This is a genomic window from Bacteroides oleiciplenus YIT 12058 (assembly GCF_000315485.1).
In the GTDB taxonomy this organism is placed as follows: Bacteria; Bacteroidota; Bacteroidia; order Bacteroidales; family Bacteroidaceae; genus Bacteroides; species Bacteroides oleiciplenus.
Genome location: NZ_JH992945.1, coordinates 222,253 through 241,759 on the forward strand (window position 1 = coordinate 222,253; position 19,507 = coordinate 241,759).

Annotated in this window: 15 protein-coding genes; all 15 read right to left on the bottom strand. The window is 47.7% G+C overall.

The genetic code is table 11. The annotated features are described in order from the left end of the window. Positions 1-7 precede the first annotated feature (7 nt). The 15 genes from HMPREF9447_RS23530 to purU all read right to left on the bottom strand — a co-directional run bounded on the left by HMPREF9447_RS23530 (position 8) and on the right by purU (position 19,466). On the bottom strand, positions 8-2,893 hold the full coding sequence (locus tag HMPREF9447_RS23530) for a hypothetical protein (RefSeq protein ID WP_009132248.1): 2,886 nt from the start codon (positions 2,891-2,893) through the stop codon (positions 8-10). A gap of 344 nt (positions 2,894-3,237) precedes the next feature. Then, positions 3,238-6,396, bottom strand: coding sequence for a hypothetical protein (locus HMPREF9447_RS27500; protein ID WP_009132249.1), 3,159 nt, complete (start codon positions 6,394-6,396; stop codon positions 3,238-3,240). Between the two features lie 53 nt (positions 6,397-6,449). After that, positions 6,450-7,460, bottom strand: a complete 1,011-nt coding sequence (locus HMPREF9447_RS23540) for a FimB/Mfa2 family fimbrial subunit (RefSeq protein WP_009132250.1) — start codon at positions 7,458-7,460, stop codon at positions 6,450-6,452. Continuing rightward, positions 7,461-9,164, bottom strand: a complete 1,704-nt coding sequence (locus HMPREF9447_RS23545; protein WP_009132251.1) for a DUF3868 domain-containing protein — start codon at positions 9,162-9,164, stop codon at positions 7,461-7,463. 16 nt (positions 9,165-9,180) lie between these two features. Continuing rightward, positions 9,181-9,738 (bottom strand): DUF3575 domain-containing protein, encoded by a 558-nt coding sequence (locus HMPREF9447_RS23550; RefSeq protein WP_009132252.1) that lies wholly within the window; start codon positions 9,736-9,738, stop codon positions 9,181-9,183. Between the two features lie 388 nt (positions 9,739-10,126). Then, positions 10,127-11,116 carry a tyrosine-type recombinase/integrase gene (locus HMPREF9447_RS23555; RefSeq protein WP_009132253.1) on the bottom strand — a complete coding sequence of 330 codons (990 nt, stop codon included), beginning with the start codon at positions 11,114-11,116 and terminating at the stop codon, positions 10,127-10,129. 169 nt (positions 11,117-11,285) lie between these two features. Next, complete coding sequence (locus HMPREF9447_RS23560; RefSeq protein ID WP_009132254.1) at positions 11,286-12,119, bottom strand: Rpn family recombination-promoting nuclease/putative transposase; 834 nt, start codon at positions 12,117-12,119, stop codon at positions 11,286-11,288. A gap of 252 nt (positions 12,120-12,371) precedes the next feature. Continuing rightward, positions 12,372-13,532 (bottom strand): diaminopimelate decarboxylase, encoded by a 1,161-nt coding sequence (gene lysA, locus HMPREF9447_RS23565; protein WP_009132255.1) that lies wholly within the window; start codon positions 13,530-13,532, stop codon positions 12,372-12,374. A 95-nt stretch (positions 13,533-13,627) separates the two neighbouring features. Then, the gene (locus HMPREF9447_RS23570) at positions 13,628-14,947 is read right to left on the bottom strand and encodes an aspartate kinase (protein ID WP_009132256.1); all 1,320 of its coding nucleotides are present in this window, start codon (positions 14,945-14,947) and stop codon (positions 13,628-13,630) included. A 21-nt stretch (positions 14,948-14,968) separates the two neighbouring features. Further along, positions 14,969-15,691: a cell division ATP-binding protein FtsE gene (locus HMPREF9447_RS23575; protein WP_009132257.1), complete on the bottom strand. Its 723-nt coding sequence runs from the start codon at positions 15,689-15,691 to the stop codon at positions 14,969-14,971. Between the two features lie 40 nt (positions 15,692-15,731). Beyond that, on the bottom strand, positions 15,732-16,337 hold the full coding sequence (gene hisIE, locus HMPREF9447_RS23580; protein ID WP_009132258.1) for a bifunctional phosphoribosyl-AMP cyclohydrolase/phosphoribosyl-ATP diphosphatase HisIE: 606 nt from the start codon (positions 16,335-16,337) through the stop codon (positions 15,732-15,734). A 106-nt stretch (positions 16,338-16,443) separates the two neighbouring features. Beyond that, positions 16,444-17,202 carry an imidazole glycerol phosphate synthase subunit HisF gene (hisF, locus tag HMPREF9447_RS23585; protein ID WP_009132259.1) on the bottom strand — a complete coding sequence of 253 codons (759 nt, stop codon included), beginning with the start codon at positions 17,200-17,202 and terminating at the stop codon, positions 16,444-16,446. A 71-nt stretch (positions 17,203-17,273) separates the two neighbouring features. Next, entirely contained in the window at positions 17,274-18,005 is a 732-nt protein-coding gene (gene hisA, locus HMPREF9447_RS23590; protein ID WP_009132260.1) for a 1-(5-phosphoribosyl)-5-[(5-phosphoribosylamino)methylideneamino]imidazole-4-carboxamide isomerase, read from the bottom strand. 3 nt (positions 18,006-18,008) lie between these two features. Next, the gene (gene hisH / locus HMPREF9447_RS23595; protein ID WP_009132261.1) at positions 18,009-18,599 is read right to left on the bottom strand and encodes an imidazole glycerol phosphate synthase subunit HisH; all 591 of its coding nucleotides are present in this window, start codon (positions 18,597-18,599) and stop codon (positions 18,009-18,011) included. 9 nt (positions 18,600-18,608) lie between these two features. After that, positions 18,609-19,466, bottom strand: a complete 858-nt coding sequence (gene purU, locus HMPREF9447_RS23600) for a formyltetrahydrofolate deformylase (RefSeq protein ID WP_009132262.1) — start codon at positions 19,464-19,466, stop codon at positions 18,609-18,611. Positions 19,467-19,507 lie beyond the last annotated feature (41 nt).

The following is a 19,507-nucleotide window of genomic DNA, read 5'->3' on the forward strand; positions in this document are numbered from 1 at the left end:
AACTGTATTAGGGTTTCTTGTTACTTCTGAGAATCACCGTCTTGTCTCCGCCACCTGTCACAGTGTTGGTGAATACAAGGGTGATATCATCCGTTTTGCCGGCATCACTCAGTTTGAGCGTATAGGCTGACGGAGTCCCGGCAACAACCGTGTCACCTCCCGCATTACCGTCATCCGGTGCCAGGAACTGGTTTGTGAATGCCGTCGTGAAAACGGTAGTCGCACCGCCCGGAGCGGTTACGGTAAAGATGAAAGGTGTGGTGGTTATAGCATCTGCATCTACCGTATAAACAATACTTCCGCCTTCATCAGAGGCTACTACACTTCCCGATGCATCATCCGTCAATGCCACCGTGATAGCCGGGTCTTTCCAGGTGATGGTCAGTGTGGCGGTGCGGTCGGCAGCGCTGCTATTCTTGGCGGTCACTACGGTAGTGGCATTAGTCAGTGAAGCAGCGGTAGTTACCTTGATGGTATATTCATCAGTGTCTCCTATCTTCTTTATCTCCAATCCGGTAACCGAAGTAAATTCGGCGGCTTCGGCACAAGTCATGTTCACGGTGATCTGGCTGTTATCAACTTTATACATCGTGATAGTGGAAGCCGCAGCATCTGAGAAGTCTTTATCCAGCCCCTTATTGAATGTACTCCAGCTTGCTACAGTAGCACCCGCACTCAGACCGGGCTTGCCGGCTTCCTTGTGCAGTGTAACTTTCAATTCCGGAGCGGCAATATCCTTATTCGCTTCCGTCAGGCCGTTCACGAAACTCAGTGCTACATCCCCCGTGCCGGTGATGGAGCTTGCTTTGGAGATGGTATACGTAGCAAACTTATCTGTATTGTCCCATGCCTTTGATTCAGTAATTTTCAGCCATGGGCAGGCCAGGCTGGCGATAGTCACTCCGGCAGGAGCTTTCACCTTGAAGTCGCAAGTACCGTCAGCCAGAGCGGTGAGGTCGATTTTCAGGGTACTGCTTGCTTCATCCCATGTAGCCGCGTTATTGGCATCGGTGGATTTCTCAAACGTCATCTTGGGGTCGGCGGCAGTCAGTGTAAGTATCGTTGCTTTAGTCGCGTCGCCGGCATTCTTGAAGGCGATAGTGCCGCCTTCGGCAGCGTCCGCATCGCTCACCGATACCTTATACGTATGAACGAAACCGTTCACGGCAATCTCTTCGGCTTTGTAGCCGGTTGCCGTAATGCCTACGGTGACTCCTTCTATGCAAGTCACATCGAACAGGACGTAACCGTTCTTCAGGGTGAAGATGGTTGCTGCGGGAGCTTTATCGTCGGTCACATTGATTGTGTTCCCTTTGGAGCCGGTGCCGGAGGCTGCGGCGGCAAATACGGGAGTTCCTTTTTGTCCGTAGAAGTTCACCGTCGTCCACAAAGCCGGGTCGTAGGAGGCGGCGTCGTTGATGAAGTGAACCGCGACGGGGAGTACGCCTACAGCATCGGTATAGGAGATGTCGAATTTGGTATACCAGACGCCTTCGCGTTCGGTACAGGTGGGCTCGCTGATCACCAGCCAGTCCTGAGGGGTAACCACCACATCACCGCGGGTAACGGTAACGGTCTGCACTGCATCCTTTTCAGCGCGTACCTTGCCTGTGGCACCTATTTCAATGGTGAAGGAGCCGGTACCATCAGCACCCGTCACTTCGTAATTGTAGGGGGAAGCCTCCGTGTTCAGGGCGATCAGTTCGGTAGGTGCATTGGCACCGGTGAAAGCGTCCGCAGCTACAAAGACGGGTGCGTCATTGTTCGGCTTTATCGTGATGCCGCCGCCGCTCACCCAGTCCACCACTTCGAAGGTGCCCATGATGTTGGAACTGGTGACGTCGCTGATGCGCAGCTTGTAGCGGTTGTTGGCAAGAAGCTTGATGAATTCGGCTTTCGGAGCTCCATCGGGGGTGCGAGCTATGTCCACATGATACTCAACGGGTTCCTGGTTGCCGGTGGCGGGGCTTTTATACGTGCCTTTCACCACAAGGTAGGATTCATCCGTATCCAGATTGGGATAGACGTAGAAAGCGCTGGCGGTTTCGCCGGTGTTGGCGCCGGGGATGCCATCGAAATCAACGTTGGCGTACTTGGTGAGATAGTTCACGTCCGTGGCAAGGTTGCCGGCATTTACCGGGGTGGCCGTGGCTCCCCAAAGCGGTGCGCTCTTGCGGCCCTGTACCATGTAGATGTCCTGAATGGTGAGGTTCGTCTTGGCCTTGTCGTTCACTATGTCGAAGCGGGACATTACACGTTTGAGGTTGATGTCCACCTTGGAGACGCCGCTGATCTTGGTGATGCCTTCACCGGTCATCAAAAGCGGGGTTTCGATAAGGGTGGCGTCGGCGTCATTGTTCGTGAAAGCGGCTTTGAAAGCGGCTTCGGTGGTGCCGGAGACGTTGATGGTTCCATCGGCATTAGTCGTTACTTTCGTCAGAGGGTTCAGGATTTCCGCGCCTGTTTCATCATAGAACTTCGGGGTTGTGCCGTTGTTGGCCACGCAGAGCAGCTTTATCCAGGGCAGGCCCTTGAGTTCGTTCGGGTAGAGGATGCCTTTCTTGGAGGTACCGGCATCCTGGATCTTGAAGTTGGTGGTCGTGGGGTTTGCAGGGTTATAGTCCGTACCCTCGGTCCATGTTTCAAGGTAATAGAAGGGCCCCGCCTGGTCGGCGGCGGCAAAGAGATAGACGTGCAACTGCTCTATCTTGTTCTCACTCTCGGAGGCGATGGCACGGGTGTATTCCTGGCTCTCGCCCGTTCCGCTAAAGGCGATCTGGATTTCCGAGCGGCCATCGGTAGGACGGTCACCGGGCTCACCCAATTCGCTGTTGGAACAACTGGCTGCAAGGCCCGAAAAGGCGAGCAGCGTTAGTAAACTTTTTACGTTCATTGATTTTAAAGTTTTAATTGAACAATATGTTTCGTTTCAAGATTTTTTTTATTCAAGTTTCTTTGTTTGGTGTTTCGTTCAAGCGGATTTGCAATCCGCTTGTCTTTGTATCAGGATTTATAATCCGATTAAAGATGAATCACTTACATGGATATAAGGCGGATTTAAAATCCTGATACTCAAGATCGGCGGATTACAAATCCACCGGGACGGGCGAATAATTATTCGCCTGCACATAGCGCAGCACTTTTGAGACAGTATCCGTTCAAACGTCCGTTCAAGAGGATTGAAAATCCTGACACTCAATGCCGGCGGATTGCAAATCCGCCGGGACGGAACAGGCTTTAATATTTTGCTACACAACGCACTGGGCCTTTGTAACTCCTATCACTTACTCCCACACAGGCATTTACCATTGTCATATACATGATATACGAACGTGGATCATAGTCCGCGTCACGAGTCCAATAATATGCGTTAGAAAAAACCTTATTATAGTATCTATTATATACATCTGAGGAAGCGTAATTGCTACCAGACGTACATAATATAGTACGATATTCTGCTGATGAAGGTATATACCATGTACCACCTTTCTTACCGGAGCAATAATAATTATTGGTCATTTTGCTATCCCACGGCACGCCGCCACTAGCATCCACAGGAGCGATATAAAATCCCTCATACTTCCACACAGCCTGCCCTTCATACAAGATACCTGTAACCGTTACATTATAAGTAGCAGTTTTTGTGTTATCCAGTTTACTACGGAATGTGATACTGGTACTTCCTGCTGAAACAGCTTTTAAAGTACAGTTATTACCAGATACACTATAACTCACAACAGAACTATTTGGTGCAGACGAAACTTCGAAACCACCAGCAGGGGGAGTCACTGCAATAGTAGTAGATAAGACAGAGCTTCCCTCATTTTTGGGAATAGCTTTCAATGTTCCGGAATAACTATTCAGTGTTAGTGCGCTAAAGTTCTTTACAGTCACTGTGTAAGTCTCTTTTTTGGTAGGGTCCACACGATTGGCAAACGTTAGTTGTGTACTACCTGTACCTGTAGCTGAGAGCAGATAGTCAGCAGCATCTGTACTTTGTTCGGTAGAGCCACTTGCTTTTACTATGTTTACATCACTACTCTCCATCGTGCTACCGCCCCAAGAATTAACTCTTATCGTCATTTTCTGTGTTTCGCCGGATAGTTTATATAAAGTAATCGTTTTACTTGTTGTATTAAGAACATCTACTCCCCATGAGGAATTTCCCGAAAACGAAAGATTTCCTACATTCGGACTAATCACGAACTTCATATCAGGCCCGCCAATCTTATTCACCAATGTCACAGTCACATCTTTAGCACTTGCAAGGTTTTCATTTACTAATTTGAATTTGACGTTTTGCTGTTTTGAACTGACTGCAGTAATCTCCGATGTCAACCACTCAGAATTCCCGTCAAAATCAAACTCTACCGCTACACCATCCATGGAAGTGACAGGTACAGTGCAAGTGTTACCATTTGCTACACTCATGGATATTTTGCCTAAAGTGCCACCATCCGTAGGTAGGGTATAACTATTGTCACTCCCTCCGAGTGCACTAAATAAAGGAGTCATGGCAGCGTCTTTCAAATCTATCGTAATAGGCATCCGCAACTTCGTTGCGTTTTTCGAGTTAGCAAACACCACAGTCATGTCTGCGTCCGGCGATAGTTCTACATCACGTTCTTTCAGTGTCAAGGTATAGGTCGTTTTCGCCCCGTTTTTCGATGCAATAGGTTCATTCATCCACGTTGGATACTTGACTACTGTCATTTCATCCGGGCACAGGAACAATATTTTCGCACTGCTATTCGTTATGCGATATAGTTTCACAGTCGCATTCGCTACATCAAATGAGTTAGGATTTGTACTCGTACCGTTGGGAGCCTTGCCGGGTTGTGTCGTTGCCAAAGGTTGAGGAACGGCAACCGCTTCCACATAGAGTATGTTCTCTATACCGGAAAGAACATCGTACACACGTACCGTGGCGCGAGGGAAAAGACCCGTATAATCCTCTTTTATAGAAAATGTATAATCACTGCTGGAAGAAATGCGGGTAGTTGACTTTGGCTTACAAACCAGCCAGTTATTCTTCTGTGCGGAAGGTCCACCGGCATAGACTATCTTGATACCCGGAGAAGAAGAGCCCACCGTCATATCAAAAGAACTTCCCGTGTCGAGTGACATACTTACGGTATATACATTGCGGTCCGGGTCTAAGGTTGCTGTCGTTCGGTCTTGAAAATCATTTGGAATGGAAACCGTAATCTCTCCCGGCTTGTTGTCAGGTTCGTAATCGTCAATGTTACCGTCATCCGTCCAATCCGCTACTCGCAAAGTGAATTCAAGTCTCAGGTCATCGGCCTTGGTGATGCCAATGGTGTAGCGGTGGTTGTTATTGATATCCAGATAGGTTTCCTGTCCGTCAATGCCTTTTTGGCGGAAAGGAATACGGTAGGATACTTCTTTGTTTTCAGTCTCATTCACTTTGTAATGTCCTTTCAGCATAAGAAATCCTTCGTCTTCCTGCATGCTGGGATAACAATAAAAAGCGCCTTGTTGGGTGCCGGTGTTGGCATTGTTACCCGTAAAGGCTTTGTCGGCGGTAGTTGTCAGTTCACCACCTATGGCAGGATACGCTCCGCAGGCAACTATCGGAAAATAACCTGCTCCACGACGGGCATTACCCATTGAGATAGACTCAATAGTGAAGCGGGATTCATCCGCCTTGTTTACTATGTCGAAGCGTGCGGCAAGGCGGGTGAGTTTGAAATTCACTTGCTGGCGACCGCCTGTGGAAACATCCGTCAGGTCCAGTGGGAGAGTTTGAGCACCGGACATTGCTAATGGGGTATCGAGCATATCGGTAATCATACCGCCATTCATTATTTGAGTATGATATTTCAGGAAATCCGCTTCCGAAGGACTGCCCGCCTTTTCCATTATACTGCCACCAGCAGTAAAAGTGATAGGTTTGAAATCATTATCCACAACGTCATTCCCGTCAGCTTTCACCGGCTTCGTGTCATTGGCAATGCAATAGAGTTTCACAAACAGTCCACGATGCAGACTGAGCAGTCCGGTAGTGACATTGTCTGTTGCTCCGGCATTAAGAATCAGTTCTTTGGCATCCGCAGGGAGGTCGTCGCTGTTTTCGCGATAGGCGAAACGCTCCTGAAAAGTGTAGGTGCCGTCTTCGGTAGGGGAACCGAAGACGTAGACATCCAACGTGGAGATGGCATTCTCCTCGGCGGTGGCAATGTCTCGGGTGGTCGTCTTGTGCAATACCAACTTGTTGTTGATGTTCAACAAGACTTCTTGTCTGGAGGGATCTTTTCCTTCGGGACTCCCGGTCTCCCCGTCCAGTTGTGTTTCGCCGGAACAGGAATGCAGTAGCAAGCTCCCTATCAGCAGGAAACCATGCATGCAGTGAATCATTCTTTTTCTTCGTGTCATAAGCTCACTTGATATTTATTAATAACTATATTGTTTCTTTTAAAATCTATCGTTTACCCTATTCCTCCCCCTTCTTCCCAGTCGGCAGCCGAGGCCTGTGTCACCACCACCCGGTTGTCATCGTACACCGTCACTTCCAGATCGAAATCCTGCTCCATGTTGGTGTCCATATCCATGGGCAGCTTACGGAAGAACAGGTGTAGGTCGAGGTCTCTTACCAGTTGCTCACCGTTACACCACAGGCTCCACAGCTCGTGCGTGTTTGCCGCATAACGGAACGTGACCAATTCACCGACCACCTCGTTCTCGTAGTTCAGCGAAGCGCGCGCTTCGTGGTACGTCACCGTGCGGTCCATGCGGGGCAGTGTGCAACTGCCGTCGCCCGAAGGTACCGTCACCTCCTGTCCGCCGGAGAAGCCGTAGACCGAAGGGATGCCTTTCAGTCGCATCCGGTAAACACCGTCTGCCGGAAGACGGACCCGTTCCGTGGTCTGCCAGCGCACTGTCACCGAGAGTGAGGCATAGGCCTGGCAGAGGTAAATCCGCCGGCGCTCCGTCATGCCGTCCTTCAGGGTGAAGGTGCCTGTGCCGTAATACAGCCGGGAGGTGTTACCCCGGTAACCCGGAGGGGCTCCTTCGGTGACTGCACTCAGGACCATCGCTTCGAGGAAATCCCCGGCATTATCATCTACACCGCCCGTCCCATCTGCTTTTCCGCCGCCGCTTTCCACTTTTTCCAGAGGCGGGTCGGCATCGCTCAGATTGCCCCAGAGTACCACTGTATAAGTACCGTCAGGCAATGTGCCTTTCCATCCGCTCACCCCGTCACCGGTCAGAACGGAGGTGGAAAGCAACTTCCCGTCCGCATCGAAGATGAACTGCGTCAGCCGGGAGACATAGCGGGGAAGCATGTTCTCCACTCCACTGCCGGCGTACCAGTATTCCAGACGCACATCGTAGGGGCAGGGAGAAGGCTCATCGCCAAAACTGCAGGCACCAAACAGTAACGGCAACAGTCCCCACAAAAGCAGGAAACGATGAATGCGGTGGAAAACTCTCTGCATTTATCGGGTTCCTCCTTTATCTTGCACAGACCGGATTTGATCTTCTACGGCATGGCTTTTATCTTGTAGCTTTCGTTCCGTTACCGGAATGTGCTGTAATTGTTGCAGGTTTTGCCGAGCTTTCTGAGGCTCGACACCCACCGCTTTACGGAACCAATCTTCCGCTTCGCCGGGCTTGCCTTCTATCAGTGCCAGCACGCCCAGATTATTCCAGGAGCGGGGATCGGATTCAACCCGTTGAAGGTAAACACGGGCGGATTTTACATCACCTGTAAGCATCACCGCAGAAGAGGCGTTTATATTGGCTACCACATCCTCGGGAAAACGGTAGGCGGCTATTTCGTATACTTCACGGTATTGCTCGGTGCCGGGACGATAGTAGCGTGCGACACCATACATCTCTGCCAGACTCAGCCATTCGGGATGCGTGTATATCAATTTGTAGGCTTCACCCGCACTCACGGCGCGGATATTCCACCGCACACTTACTTCGAGGCGACGCAAGCGGGGGAAGAAATGGCGCAGCATATCCCGGTAAGGCTGTCCGCCACGAAGATCCATTAATTGCTTTTCGCGGCCGTTGAAAACACCGACATTCTGAATAATGGATAAGGCGGCAGCGGCATAAAGCGGCTGCTCGGATTGCAGAAGTGCGGAAAGCCCTTCCCAGTCTTCTGCCACGCAGGTGGTTTCGATGCGGGAACGGGGAATGCCGCAGGCGTTGCATATATAGGAAGCAAAGAACCGTGCACGGGAGCCGGCAAGACGCTCATTGTCGATATAAGGCCCGTCCGGGGAGGCGTAACCACAGACACGGATATGCTCCATGCTGGAATAGTCACCCGCAGAAAAGGGGAATAATAAACTATCGAGTTTCTGCAACTCTGTGCGGTTGTTCCTGTAGTCGGGTAAGATATTGTCGCTGCCCAAAGGGTAATCAATGTAGAATACAGCCTTTTCGTCCAACTTCTTGTCATGTTCCACCGTAGGTTCAAGGAAAGAAAGCATGGAGGTATAAAGTTCGACATCACGAACGGAATAAGTAACAGGATATGTGACGGAAGGAGTTGCGACAAGAGGTTCGACGTATTGCACAGGGATGGTTTGTTGAACGGAGACAGGTTGCTGCATTAAAATCGGTTGTTGTGTAGACACAGGGTACCGTACAGGTGCCGTTTGTTGCTCAATCATTTGCTCAGTGAATAACCGCATACTGATAGTATCCACACCCAGCAATTGAAGGTCACAGCAATCCTTCACCTCCTGACGCAGAAGGAGTATGGCATCGCCCATCCACACCGAATAAGGCACGCCTATATGATAGGATACGGGACGCGGGGCAGAGCGGCGTTTGCAGAGCTGGATAAGGTAAGGTTCGGCACGGTGCGTCCTGCCGTTCGTATTCAATGCCCACTCGCGACGGTCGAAGCGGTAACGCCGCCGACCACTCACCAGCACAGGAGGAAGTTCCAGACGACCGCCACGGGCGTTTGCCAGTATAGGAGTGAAATGCACACAGGTGCGGCTGTTGGGACGGACGGAAGATAAATCCATTTTCAGGCTCAGATACAAGCTGTCATTCGTCACTTGTGCATCCGCAAGGGTGACATGTGCACCTTGCCCTTCAGCAGGAAGGGCAGGCAGGAAAAATAGCAGTGCGAGGAACGGGTACCTCAGGGGAAAGGCATATATCGTATTCATCATGGCTGTGAAGTGGGGTTTAACGTAAGAAATAGATCAGTGAAACACCGGCGCGGGTAGGTCCGAAGTAGGTACGTTTGAAACGGCCTACCCGTTCGCCGCAATCCCGGCAGAGGTATTTATCGTAGGAAAGCTGTGCATAACCGCCTCCTACGGTCACTTCCATCCCCCAACGCTCGCCCAGGACCCAGTGGTAGCCATAGCTCAGACCGCCACCGTAAAGGTTGCCCCGGTAAACGTACTCCTTCATGCAGGGGATAAAATCTATCTGTCCGATATTGAAATGGGCATAGTGTCCGTGAAGACCGATGAAGTGACCTTCAAAGCGGCGGCAGAACCAGTAGCGGAATTCGGGTTGCGCGAAAGCGAGGTTGAGCTTCATGTCATTGGAGAACTCCCAGGCGTTATAACCGCCGTCCAGGGCAAGAGTGAAATTACGCCCTAAAGAGAATTCAACGCCGGCATTGGGAGTGGTGGTACCCCAAAACAGCAGGTTCGTGCGCAGTGCTGTGCGCTGGGCCTGCAATCCCGGATAGGAGGACGCCAATAACCAAAGAACGAGAATAATGCGTTTCATAAGCGTAAATAGTAGCGTTATCATGAATACGACTCATTGGAGTCGTTACTTACCAAGTAACGGCAAGCATACCGCCGCCGCACGGGAGAAAAGAGTTTTTCCAGGGAGTTTTTTATGAAGAAAGTACATTTGACGGGAAACAGAAGTCAATAAAAGGGTGCTCCATGTTTGAAAAGGCAAATATGGACAGGGAATTTGCGTGTTCCCGACAGGGAGAAACAAACGCAATATTGTATTTTGTGTGTATTTGATGTATTTTCTGTTGCTTATTAAAGATTTATTTGTGTTTTTAAAAAAAACATCATGTTTTATTTGGATTAACAAAAGAAAAAGATAAACTTTGCAAGCAGAAACTTCCCGTTACTTGGTAAGTAATCTTATCGCAACACTATGTTCTATAGGGGATAAGGAATATCCCGTTTCTCCCTTCGTTTTTCCCGATAGTAGAAATTAGCTTACGGTTTGCCTTGTCTACCTTCTCATTCTCGAAAGGTTTCAGATAGGTTTCCGTCACACGTACCGAGGAGTGTCCCAGTGCCTGGCAAATGATGCCGACGGGCATTCCCATATGATAAGCCAATGTGGCCCATGTATGCCGGGCCGTATAGGAACTGATTTTGATGCCGGGTAAAAGACGTTTTGCCAATGCTCCCAGCATCTTATTGAAATTCCGCAAGGCTCTCTGGTAGTACCAGTATAAGGCATCCTCCCCTTCCGGGGCATCATTCAATATGGGAAAAAGGTAGAGGGAGGCATCGTCTTTATCCTTAAACTCTTTCAGCAAGGGCAAGGCTTCCCGGGGGATACGCAACGTAATCTGCTTTCCCGTCTTGTGGCGGCGGTACACGATCCTGCCGTCACGTACATCCCTCTTGCGCAGGTGGGCAAGGTCGATGAACGGCATGCCACGCAATAGGAACATCAACAGGAAATAGGCTTGTGCACGTTGCAGTTCTTTGCAGGGCACATCAAGATTTGTGTGCATCAGCCTGCCCATCTGTTCCTCAGTCAATGCCCGTTTAGTCTGCGACTTCACCTTGGTATACACGTCATCGAAGAGTTTAGCGTTGTGCTCCGGCGTGCCGGGTGGGGACAGGCGGTTATATACCGCCTGCAAGGTACGCATATAGGTGGAAATAGTGTTCCAGCTCAGTCGCCTTTGCAGCAGCCAGTCCTCATACGCTTTCAGGCGACCGGGAGTAAACACGTCATTCACGGGCATCGCGCCGCAGGAGAACTTTGCAAAAGAGTGCAAGGTGCTGGTGTAGGTATGCACCGCAGGATACCTCCTGTCTTCTTTCAATTCGTCAATGACCTCCGCCATATACAGCGAAAGGTCCAGCCTTCCGTCATCTTTCTCAATCCTTTCTGTATTCATTACTTTTATCATTTAAAGTTGCACACTACGAAGTGAGTCCTGAGAACAGGAACCACAAGCGTAATGTTTGTGAATACAAAGTAAAGAAAGTGAGGGGAAGACAAAGAAAAAGCGTGCAAACCTTATTATAGGTTTGCACGCTCAATATATATGCTTATGAGATGGCAGATTACAATGCGGCTATTTCATCCTCCGACAAGCCTGTGATTTTAGAAATAAATGCATAATCAGCTCCCTCAGCTTTCATGCTACGAGCATTAGCAAGACGTTCTTCTTGACGTCCTTCTTCACGCCCTTCCTCTTTCGCTGCATCCATCACACACAAATTAGTGCGGTATACATTTACACTATTCTCATAACGTTCACGCTCCTCTTTACTAAGAGAAGCCACATCGGCAATTTCTTCTAACTTTTCGAAGACTGCCTTGCGGGCCTTAAAAGGCATTCGTTTCAGTGTCTCCATATTCTTTAATGTATATATCCAACGTTCAAAATCATTCTCACATTCTTCTTCCTCCTTCTGAAAAAGAGGAAGAGCTATAAATATCTGGCGCATTCTGTCAGTGAATAACTCACCCGTATCACGGTCGGCAAGGATAACGTCAGTCCTCAATTTAACACTGCTGTCAAATAAAAAGTTCATAAAGAAAACTCCATATACAGCTTTAATACCGAACCGCCATTCATTCCCTTTCTCAGCCTGTTGCACTATCGCATTAGAAAGATAATAAAGCGCACGTTCCTTAAAATGCAACTGAGACTTATTCTGCATCTCTACGATTATCTTTTCACCGGTATCGGTGCAGCAATAAATATCATAGATAAGGCCTCGCCCTTCGTTATACTTAGGCAATTGTTCATTGTTCAAGAATGTGAGATCTGTTATCACCCGTTCACCCTTCAGCAAATCATTTAAGAAGTCTATTAACAAATCCTTAGAAATCTCTTGGCCGAATATTTTCTTAAAACCGTAATCGGTGAACGGATTGATAAATTTTCCCATTGTTATGTGTTATGTGACAACAAAGATACAGAGAATTATCATAGTTGGTACTACAAACAGCGCTTTTTTGCACAGATTAATTTCCACAAAGTCTATTCTACTATAAAATTATAGCTTCTTCAACGATATCACCAGGAAACATTTACCAAGTTATTTTTTTAGTGTTATTAAAAGCATGATAAAGTATCATTACAATACTCCTAATCTTTTGTCAAACGACGAATACCGTCAATCTGCAAAAGGTTATTCCTTTTACACCAACTCGTCCGAAGTATACCCCTTCGGCAACTCACGGCAGTTATAGCTTGAAGCCATAATCTCACCATAGGCACCGGCAGAACGCAACGCTATCAAATCTCCGCGCTTCACCTTGTTCAAGTCTATCGCCTTGCCGAATACATCGGAAGACTCACAGATAGGACCTACCACATCATACGCCTCCACAACTTCTTCGGAAGTGATATTCTCTATCTTATGATAAGCCTGATACAGTGCCGGACGAATCAAATCCGTCATACCGGCATCGAGAATGGCAAATTTCTTATTAGCTCCCTGTTTTACATAAAGCACACGGGAAATCAGCGAACCGCACTGCCCCGTTATGGCACGCCCCAATTCAAAATGGAGTGTCTGATAGGAACGCAATTTCAGATGCTCGGCATAGGTCTCAAAATAGTCTTTGAAGTCAGGTATCGCCTGGCGGTTAGGATGCTTATAATCAATCCCCAGTCCGCCACCTACATTGACGTGCTCGATGCGGATGCGGTGAGACTCCAACTTATCCTGCAATTCGTTCACACGGTTACAAAGAGCCACGAAATCACTCATATCCAATATCTGTGAACCGATGTGGAAGTGCAATCCGATGAACTTTACGTTCTTCATCTCCAGCGCCACATCTATCACATTGTCCATGTCCTGCATACTGATGCCGAACTTGTTCTCCGCCAGTCCGGTAGTGATGTTGGCATGAGTATGTGCACCCACATTGGGGTTGATACGGAAAGCTACATTCGCAACCTTGCCCTTTGCCGCAGCCAATTCATTGATGATTTCCAGTTCAGGAATGGACTCTACATTGAAACAGAAAATATTATAATCCAATCCGAGATTGATTTCCCAATCCGCCTTGCCCACTCCGGCAAACACAATCTTATTCGTCGGAAAACCTGCCTTGATGGCTGCACGGACTTCACCACCACTTACACAGTCGGCACCCAATCCGTTCTCACGGATGATGGAAAGCACCTTAGGATTAGCATTTGCCTTCACGGCATAGTGCACATCAAAGTTGCCATACTTTGCGGCTTCGGTGCGCACACAGGAAAGGGTTTCACGCAACACCTTCGTGTCATAGTAATAAAACGGGGTGCGCAGCTCACGGAATTTATCTATGGGGAATGTTCCTTTCATATTCTTTATCTAAATATAGTGTATTCTTTGTTCAGTTAAAAAGAGCGCTTTTATCAGGATTGGTAAAAGCGCTCGGGGTGTATCAGGGTTATCTCTTATTCTTCGTTGAACAGTGCATCACTAAGCGACTGCAAGGCTTTCTTCTTATCGCACTCACGAATGAGGAAGGAAATGTTGTAGTTGCTACCGCCGAAGGAAATCATTCGTACAGGTATGTCGCGCATGGCATCCAGTGCCTTGGCTTCGAAACCTACGTTCTCCCATTCCAGGTCGCCCACCACGCAGACGATACACATATCCTTATCCACGGTTACCGTGCCGTATTTCTTCAGGTCGTCCAGAATCTCATTGAGATGTTTCGTATTATCAATAGATACGGATACACCTACTTCGGAAGTACAAATCATGTCGATAGAAGTCTGGTAACTCTCGAAGATTTCGAATACTTTGCGCAAGAAACCATGAGCAAGCAACATACGGCTGGATTTAATCTTGATGGCCGTGATACTGTTTTTCGCAGCAACCGCCTTGATTTTGCCCTTTTCGGTATCATTGGAAATCATGGTGCCGGGAGCGGTAGGGTCCATCGTATTCAGCAAGCGCACCGGAATATTGGCATACTTGGCAGGCTGTATACAAGTGGGGTGAAGAATCTTCGCACCGAAGTAAGCCAGCTCAGCAGCTTCTTCAAAATGAAGATGGCGCACGGGAGCAGTCTTATCAACAATACGCGGGTCATTGTTGTGCATGCCGTCGATGTCCGTCCATATCTGGATTTCGGAAGCATTGATGGCAGCGCCAATCAGAGAAGCGGTATAGTCACTTCCACCACGTTGCAGGTTGTCTATTTCTCCGTAAGCATTACGGCAGATGTATCCCTGAGTGATGTAGATTTCAGCACCGGGATGCAATTCCAGTTGCATGTGGAGTTTATCCTTGATATATACAGGGTCGGGTTCCGCATTCTTGTCGGTACGCATGTATTCCAAAGCCGGAAGCAGAATAGACTTTACACCGCATTCCTGCAAATAGTAGTTCATCATGGCAGTGGAAATCAACTCTCCCTGTGCCAGAACCACTTTCTCTTCGAACAACGTGAAAAGATCTTTGGTATACGAACGGATGTAGTCAAAATGAGATTTAATCAACTCCAGACCTTTCTGTTTATACTCGGGAGTGGAATATAATTCATCTACATGCTGTTTATACTTAGCTTCCAGCTTGTTGATAATTTCGTTAGCACCCTCCGGATTCTTCTTGTACAGATAGTCCGAAATTTCCACCAATGTGTTAGTCGTGCCCGACATAGCTGAGAGGACAACTATCTTCTGCTCGCCATCGGTAATCAATTTGGCCACTTCCTTAATCCGCGGGGCAGAACCAACGGAAGTACCTCCAAACTTTAAAACTTTCATCTTCGTTCCTGTATTAAATGATTATATATTATTATTTATTTCTTCTACAATAGGCATCATGCCTGAGTATTCGGAAGTCGCATCCGTTATCTGATGACCTGCACAGCGGTACACCTGTCCCGGAAACTCATGCAGCAACTGGAGATTGTGCGTAGTCATCACCACCAATGAGCCTGTACGGCTGATGTTATGCAGCAATCCCACAATGGCACGTCCGGTCTCTGCATCCAGATTGCCGGTCGGTTCGTCCGCCAGGATAATCTCAGGAGAGTTGAGCATGGCGCGGGCGATGACGATGCGTTGTTGTTCGCCTCCCGAAAGTTCGTTAGGGAACTTATAGCCTTTGTTGCCCATGCCTACCTGCATCAACACTTCGCTGATACGGTCTTTTATCTCTGCTTTATTCTTCCAGCCGGTAGCTTTCAGCACAAAAGCAAGGTTGTCGTTCACCGTGCGGTCCGTCAATAACTGGAAGTCCTGGAATACGATGCCCAGTTTGCGGCGCAGTTGCGGAATATGTTTACGCTTGATGCGGTTCATATCATACCCCAATACGACTGCTTCACCGGAAATGATATCCAGTTCGCCATAAAATGTCTTCAAAAGACTGGTTTTGCCCGAACCGACTTTACCAATCAGATACACAAACTCCCCCTTCTGCAGCTCGAGGTTCACCTCGTTCAGCACGCACAAGTCTTGTTGGTGTACTTCGACATCCTTATATCGTATCAGCGGTTCGCCCATTCCCTATTTTTTAATTTTCAATTTCCAATTTTTAATTCAATCAGTGTTTCTTCCACGAAGCACTGTGACGTACCTGCAATTCGCGTGCCAAATCTTCAATGCTGTATCCTTTGGACGTAAGCAGCACGATAAGGTGGTATATCAAATCGGCTCCTTCATAAATCAGACGTTCGTCAGTTCCGTTGCAGGCTTCAATCACGGTTTCCACAGCTTCTTCGCCCACTTTCTGTGCCATCTTGTTTACACCCGACTCAAACAGGCTGGTCGTATAAGAGCCTTCCGGCATCTCTTCGTGGCGCTTAGTGATGAAGTCCTGAAGAAGTTTAAGGAACATAACGGGTTGTTCGTTCTTCTCACCCCAGCAAGTATCCGTGCCTGTATGGCAAACAGGACCCACAGGATGTACCTGAATCAGCAATGTATCCTGATCACAGTCTTCCTTGATAGAAACGACATTCAGGAAATTACCACTCTCCTCACCTTTCGTCCAAAGACGGTTCTTGGTGCGGCTAAAAAAGGTTACTTTACCGGTTTCTACCGTTTTGTCGTAAGCTTCCTTATTCATGAAGCCCAACATCAGCACCTTAGCGGTGTCTGCGTCTTGTATGATTGCCGGAACAAGTCCGTTCATTTTATCAAAATCCATTTAGGTAATTATTAATTATAAGCTATAAATTATTAATTGCTATGCAGCGTGATGCGGTAATATTCTGTCACCTTTATCGCCTTATCACTTTGTCACTCTATCACTTTTACATCACCCGCATTGGTATTCCTTGGGCGCAAAGATACGATTTTAAATCGGGAATTTTAATTTCTCCGAAATGAAAAACGCTGGCTGCCAATGCGGCATCTGCTTTTCCTTGCAAAAAGACATCACGGAAATGCTCTTTTGCACCCGCTCCACCCGATGCAATGACCGGAATAGAGAGGCTGTCGGACATCTCGGCAAGAGCTTCGTTGGCATATCCGGTCTTTACGCCATCGTGGTTCATGCTGGTGAAAAGTATTTCTCCGGCACCACGTTCCTGAGCTTCTTTGGTCCAGGTAAACAGTTCTTTATCTGTTTCTACACGTCCTCCATTCAGATAGCACCACCAGCCTTTTTCGGTCTGTTTAGCATCTACAGCCAGCACACAAACCTGAGAACCAAAGTTTTTTGCAATTTCGTCTATCAACTCAGGACGACGGATAGCAGAGGAATTAATGGAAATCTTATCTGCACCGGCATTCAGCAAGCGGTCTACATCGCTCAGTTCGTTGATGCCGCCACCTACCGTAAACGGAATGCTGATATTGGCAGCAATGCGCTTCACCAGTTCGGCAAATGTCTTACGACCTTCAAAACTGGCTGTAATATCAAGGAACACCAGTTCATCAGCGCCTTGCTCACTATATGCACGCGCCAATTCAACCGGATCACCCGCCTGACGCAGGTTCACGAAGTTGGTTCCTTTCACTGTTTGCCCGTCTTTAATATCAAGACAGGGAATAATTCTTTTCGCTAACACCTTAATTATTTATGATTTATAATTTATGATTTATGAATGCTGATTTATAAACGACGTATAGTCCCCATAAATCATAAATCATAAATCATAAATCTTTCAATTTCCTTCATTGTGATGTGCCCTTCATACAATGCCTTACCGAAGATAACAGCAGGTACGCCCGCATCTTCCAGCGCGCGGATGTCTGCCATGCCGCTCACACCGCCACTGGCTATGAGATAAAGACCGGGGTGTTGCTCCAGCATCTCCCGGTATAGCTCAATGGACGGCCCTTGCAACATACCGTCGCAACTGATATCGGTACAAATCACTTTTTGAACGCCTTTCTCCACATATTCTTTCAAAAAGGGGAACAATTCGCAAGCACTTTCATCCTTCCATCCGTTTACGGCTATTTTGCGGTCTTTCACATCCGCACCAAGAATGATTTTCTCACTACCGTAGATATCCAACCAATGGCAGAAAAGTTCGGGGTTCTTCACGGCAATGCTACCGCCTGTTACCATCTGCGCCCCGTTTTCGAAAGCTATCTTCAGGTCTTCATCACTCTTCACTCCTCCGCCGAAGTCAATAATCAGGGAAGTCTGAGAAGCAATCCGATTCAGTACCGGATAGTTGACGATATGATGAGAAGCCGCTCCATCCAAGTCTACCACATGCAGGCGACGAATGCCATGTGCTTCCATCTCCTTGGCCACTTCCACCGGATTTTCGTTATACACCTTCTTACTGTCATAGTCACCTTGCGAAAGGCGGACACATTTTCCGTCGATAATATCTATTGCAGGAATCAGCTCTATCATTGATTACAGTTCTAAAAAGTTACGCAAAATACGTTCGCCCACGCTCCCACTCTTCTCCGGGTGGAACTGGGTGGCATAATAATTATCCTTATGCAAAGCCGCACTAAAAGGATGAATATAATCCGTTACAGCCGCCGTACATTCGTTGACCGGCACATAGAAACTATGCACGAAATAAACAAACTCATCTTTAGTGAAGCCTTTGAACAAAGCGCTGTTCGTCTCGGTAAGAGTATTCCAGCCCATATGAGGCACTTTATCTTCATGTTTCTGCGAAACAAAACGTTTCACCTCCGTATCAAAAATACCCAGACAATCTGCATCGCCTTCTTCCGAATGACGGCACATCAACTGCATACCCAGGCAAATACCCAACAGGGGTTGCCGTAGCTCTTTTATCAACGTATCCATGCCGTTGGCACGCAAAAACTTCATCGTCGTTTCCGCCTCGCCGACACCAGGGAAGATAACCTTGTCTGCCGCACGCAATACATCCTTATCCGCTGTGATTACCGCTTCCACGCCCAAACGCTTCAACGCATAGTCCACCGAATAGATGTTGCCTGCATTATATTTGATAACTGCAATCTTCATGAATCTATATTAACTAAATATCACTGTCTTATTCTTATATGCCAAAACTTTACGTTCAATGTGCTTCTGCACGGCACGAGAGAGAACGATTTTCTCCAGATCCTTGCCTTTATTGACAAGGTCCTCCACCGTATCTTTATGCGTAATACGAACCACATCCTGTTCTATGATAGGCCCTGCATCCAACTCCGTAGTCACGTAGTGGCTGGTGGCACCAATAATCTTCACACCGCGTTCAAATGCCGCATGATAGGGCTTCGCACCCACGAATGCAGGCAAGAACGAGTGGTGAATATTGATAATCCGGTTAGGATATGCATCAATCATCTGTTCTGAAATGACCTGCATATAACGTGCCAACACGATGAAGTTCACCCTATGTTTTGCCAACAGCTCCATTTCCTTTTGCTCTTGCTCCGCCTTTGTTTCCTTGGTGATAGGGAACAAATAAAAAGGTATGCCGAAACGCTCGGCCACATGTTGCAGGTCGGGATGGTTGCTTATAATAAGAGGTATCTCCACATTCCATTCGCCTGCGGTATAGCGTGCCAGCAAATCAAACAAACAATGTGACATCTTTGAAACAAAGATAGCCATACGCGGTTTTGCATCCGAGAAATAAAGACGGAAAAACATCTCATACTTCTGTGCATACAACGTTGCAAAATAATCTTCAATTTTCTCTTGCGGTATCAGGAAGTTCTTCAATTCCCACTCAATACGCATGAAAAAGATATTCTCCACATGATCGACGTATTGGTCCAGATAGATAATATTTCCTTTGTTTACCGTTATAAAGTCCGTCACTTCTGCCAGGATTCCCGGTTTGTCGGGACAGTGAAGTAACAGTTTGGCAGTTTTCATCATCCTAAATTATCGTTTTTTATCGTTTGCAAATTACAACTTTC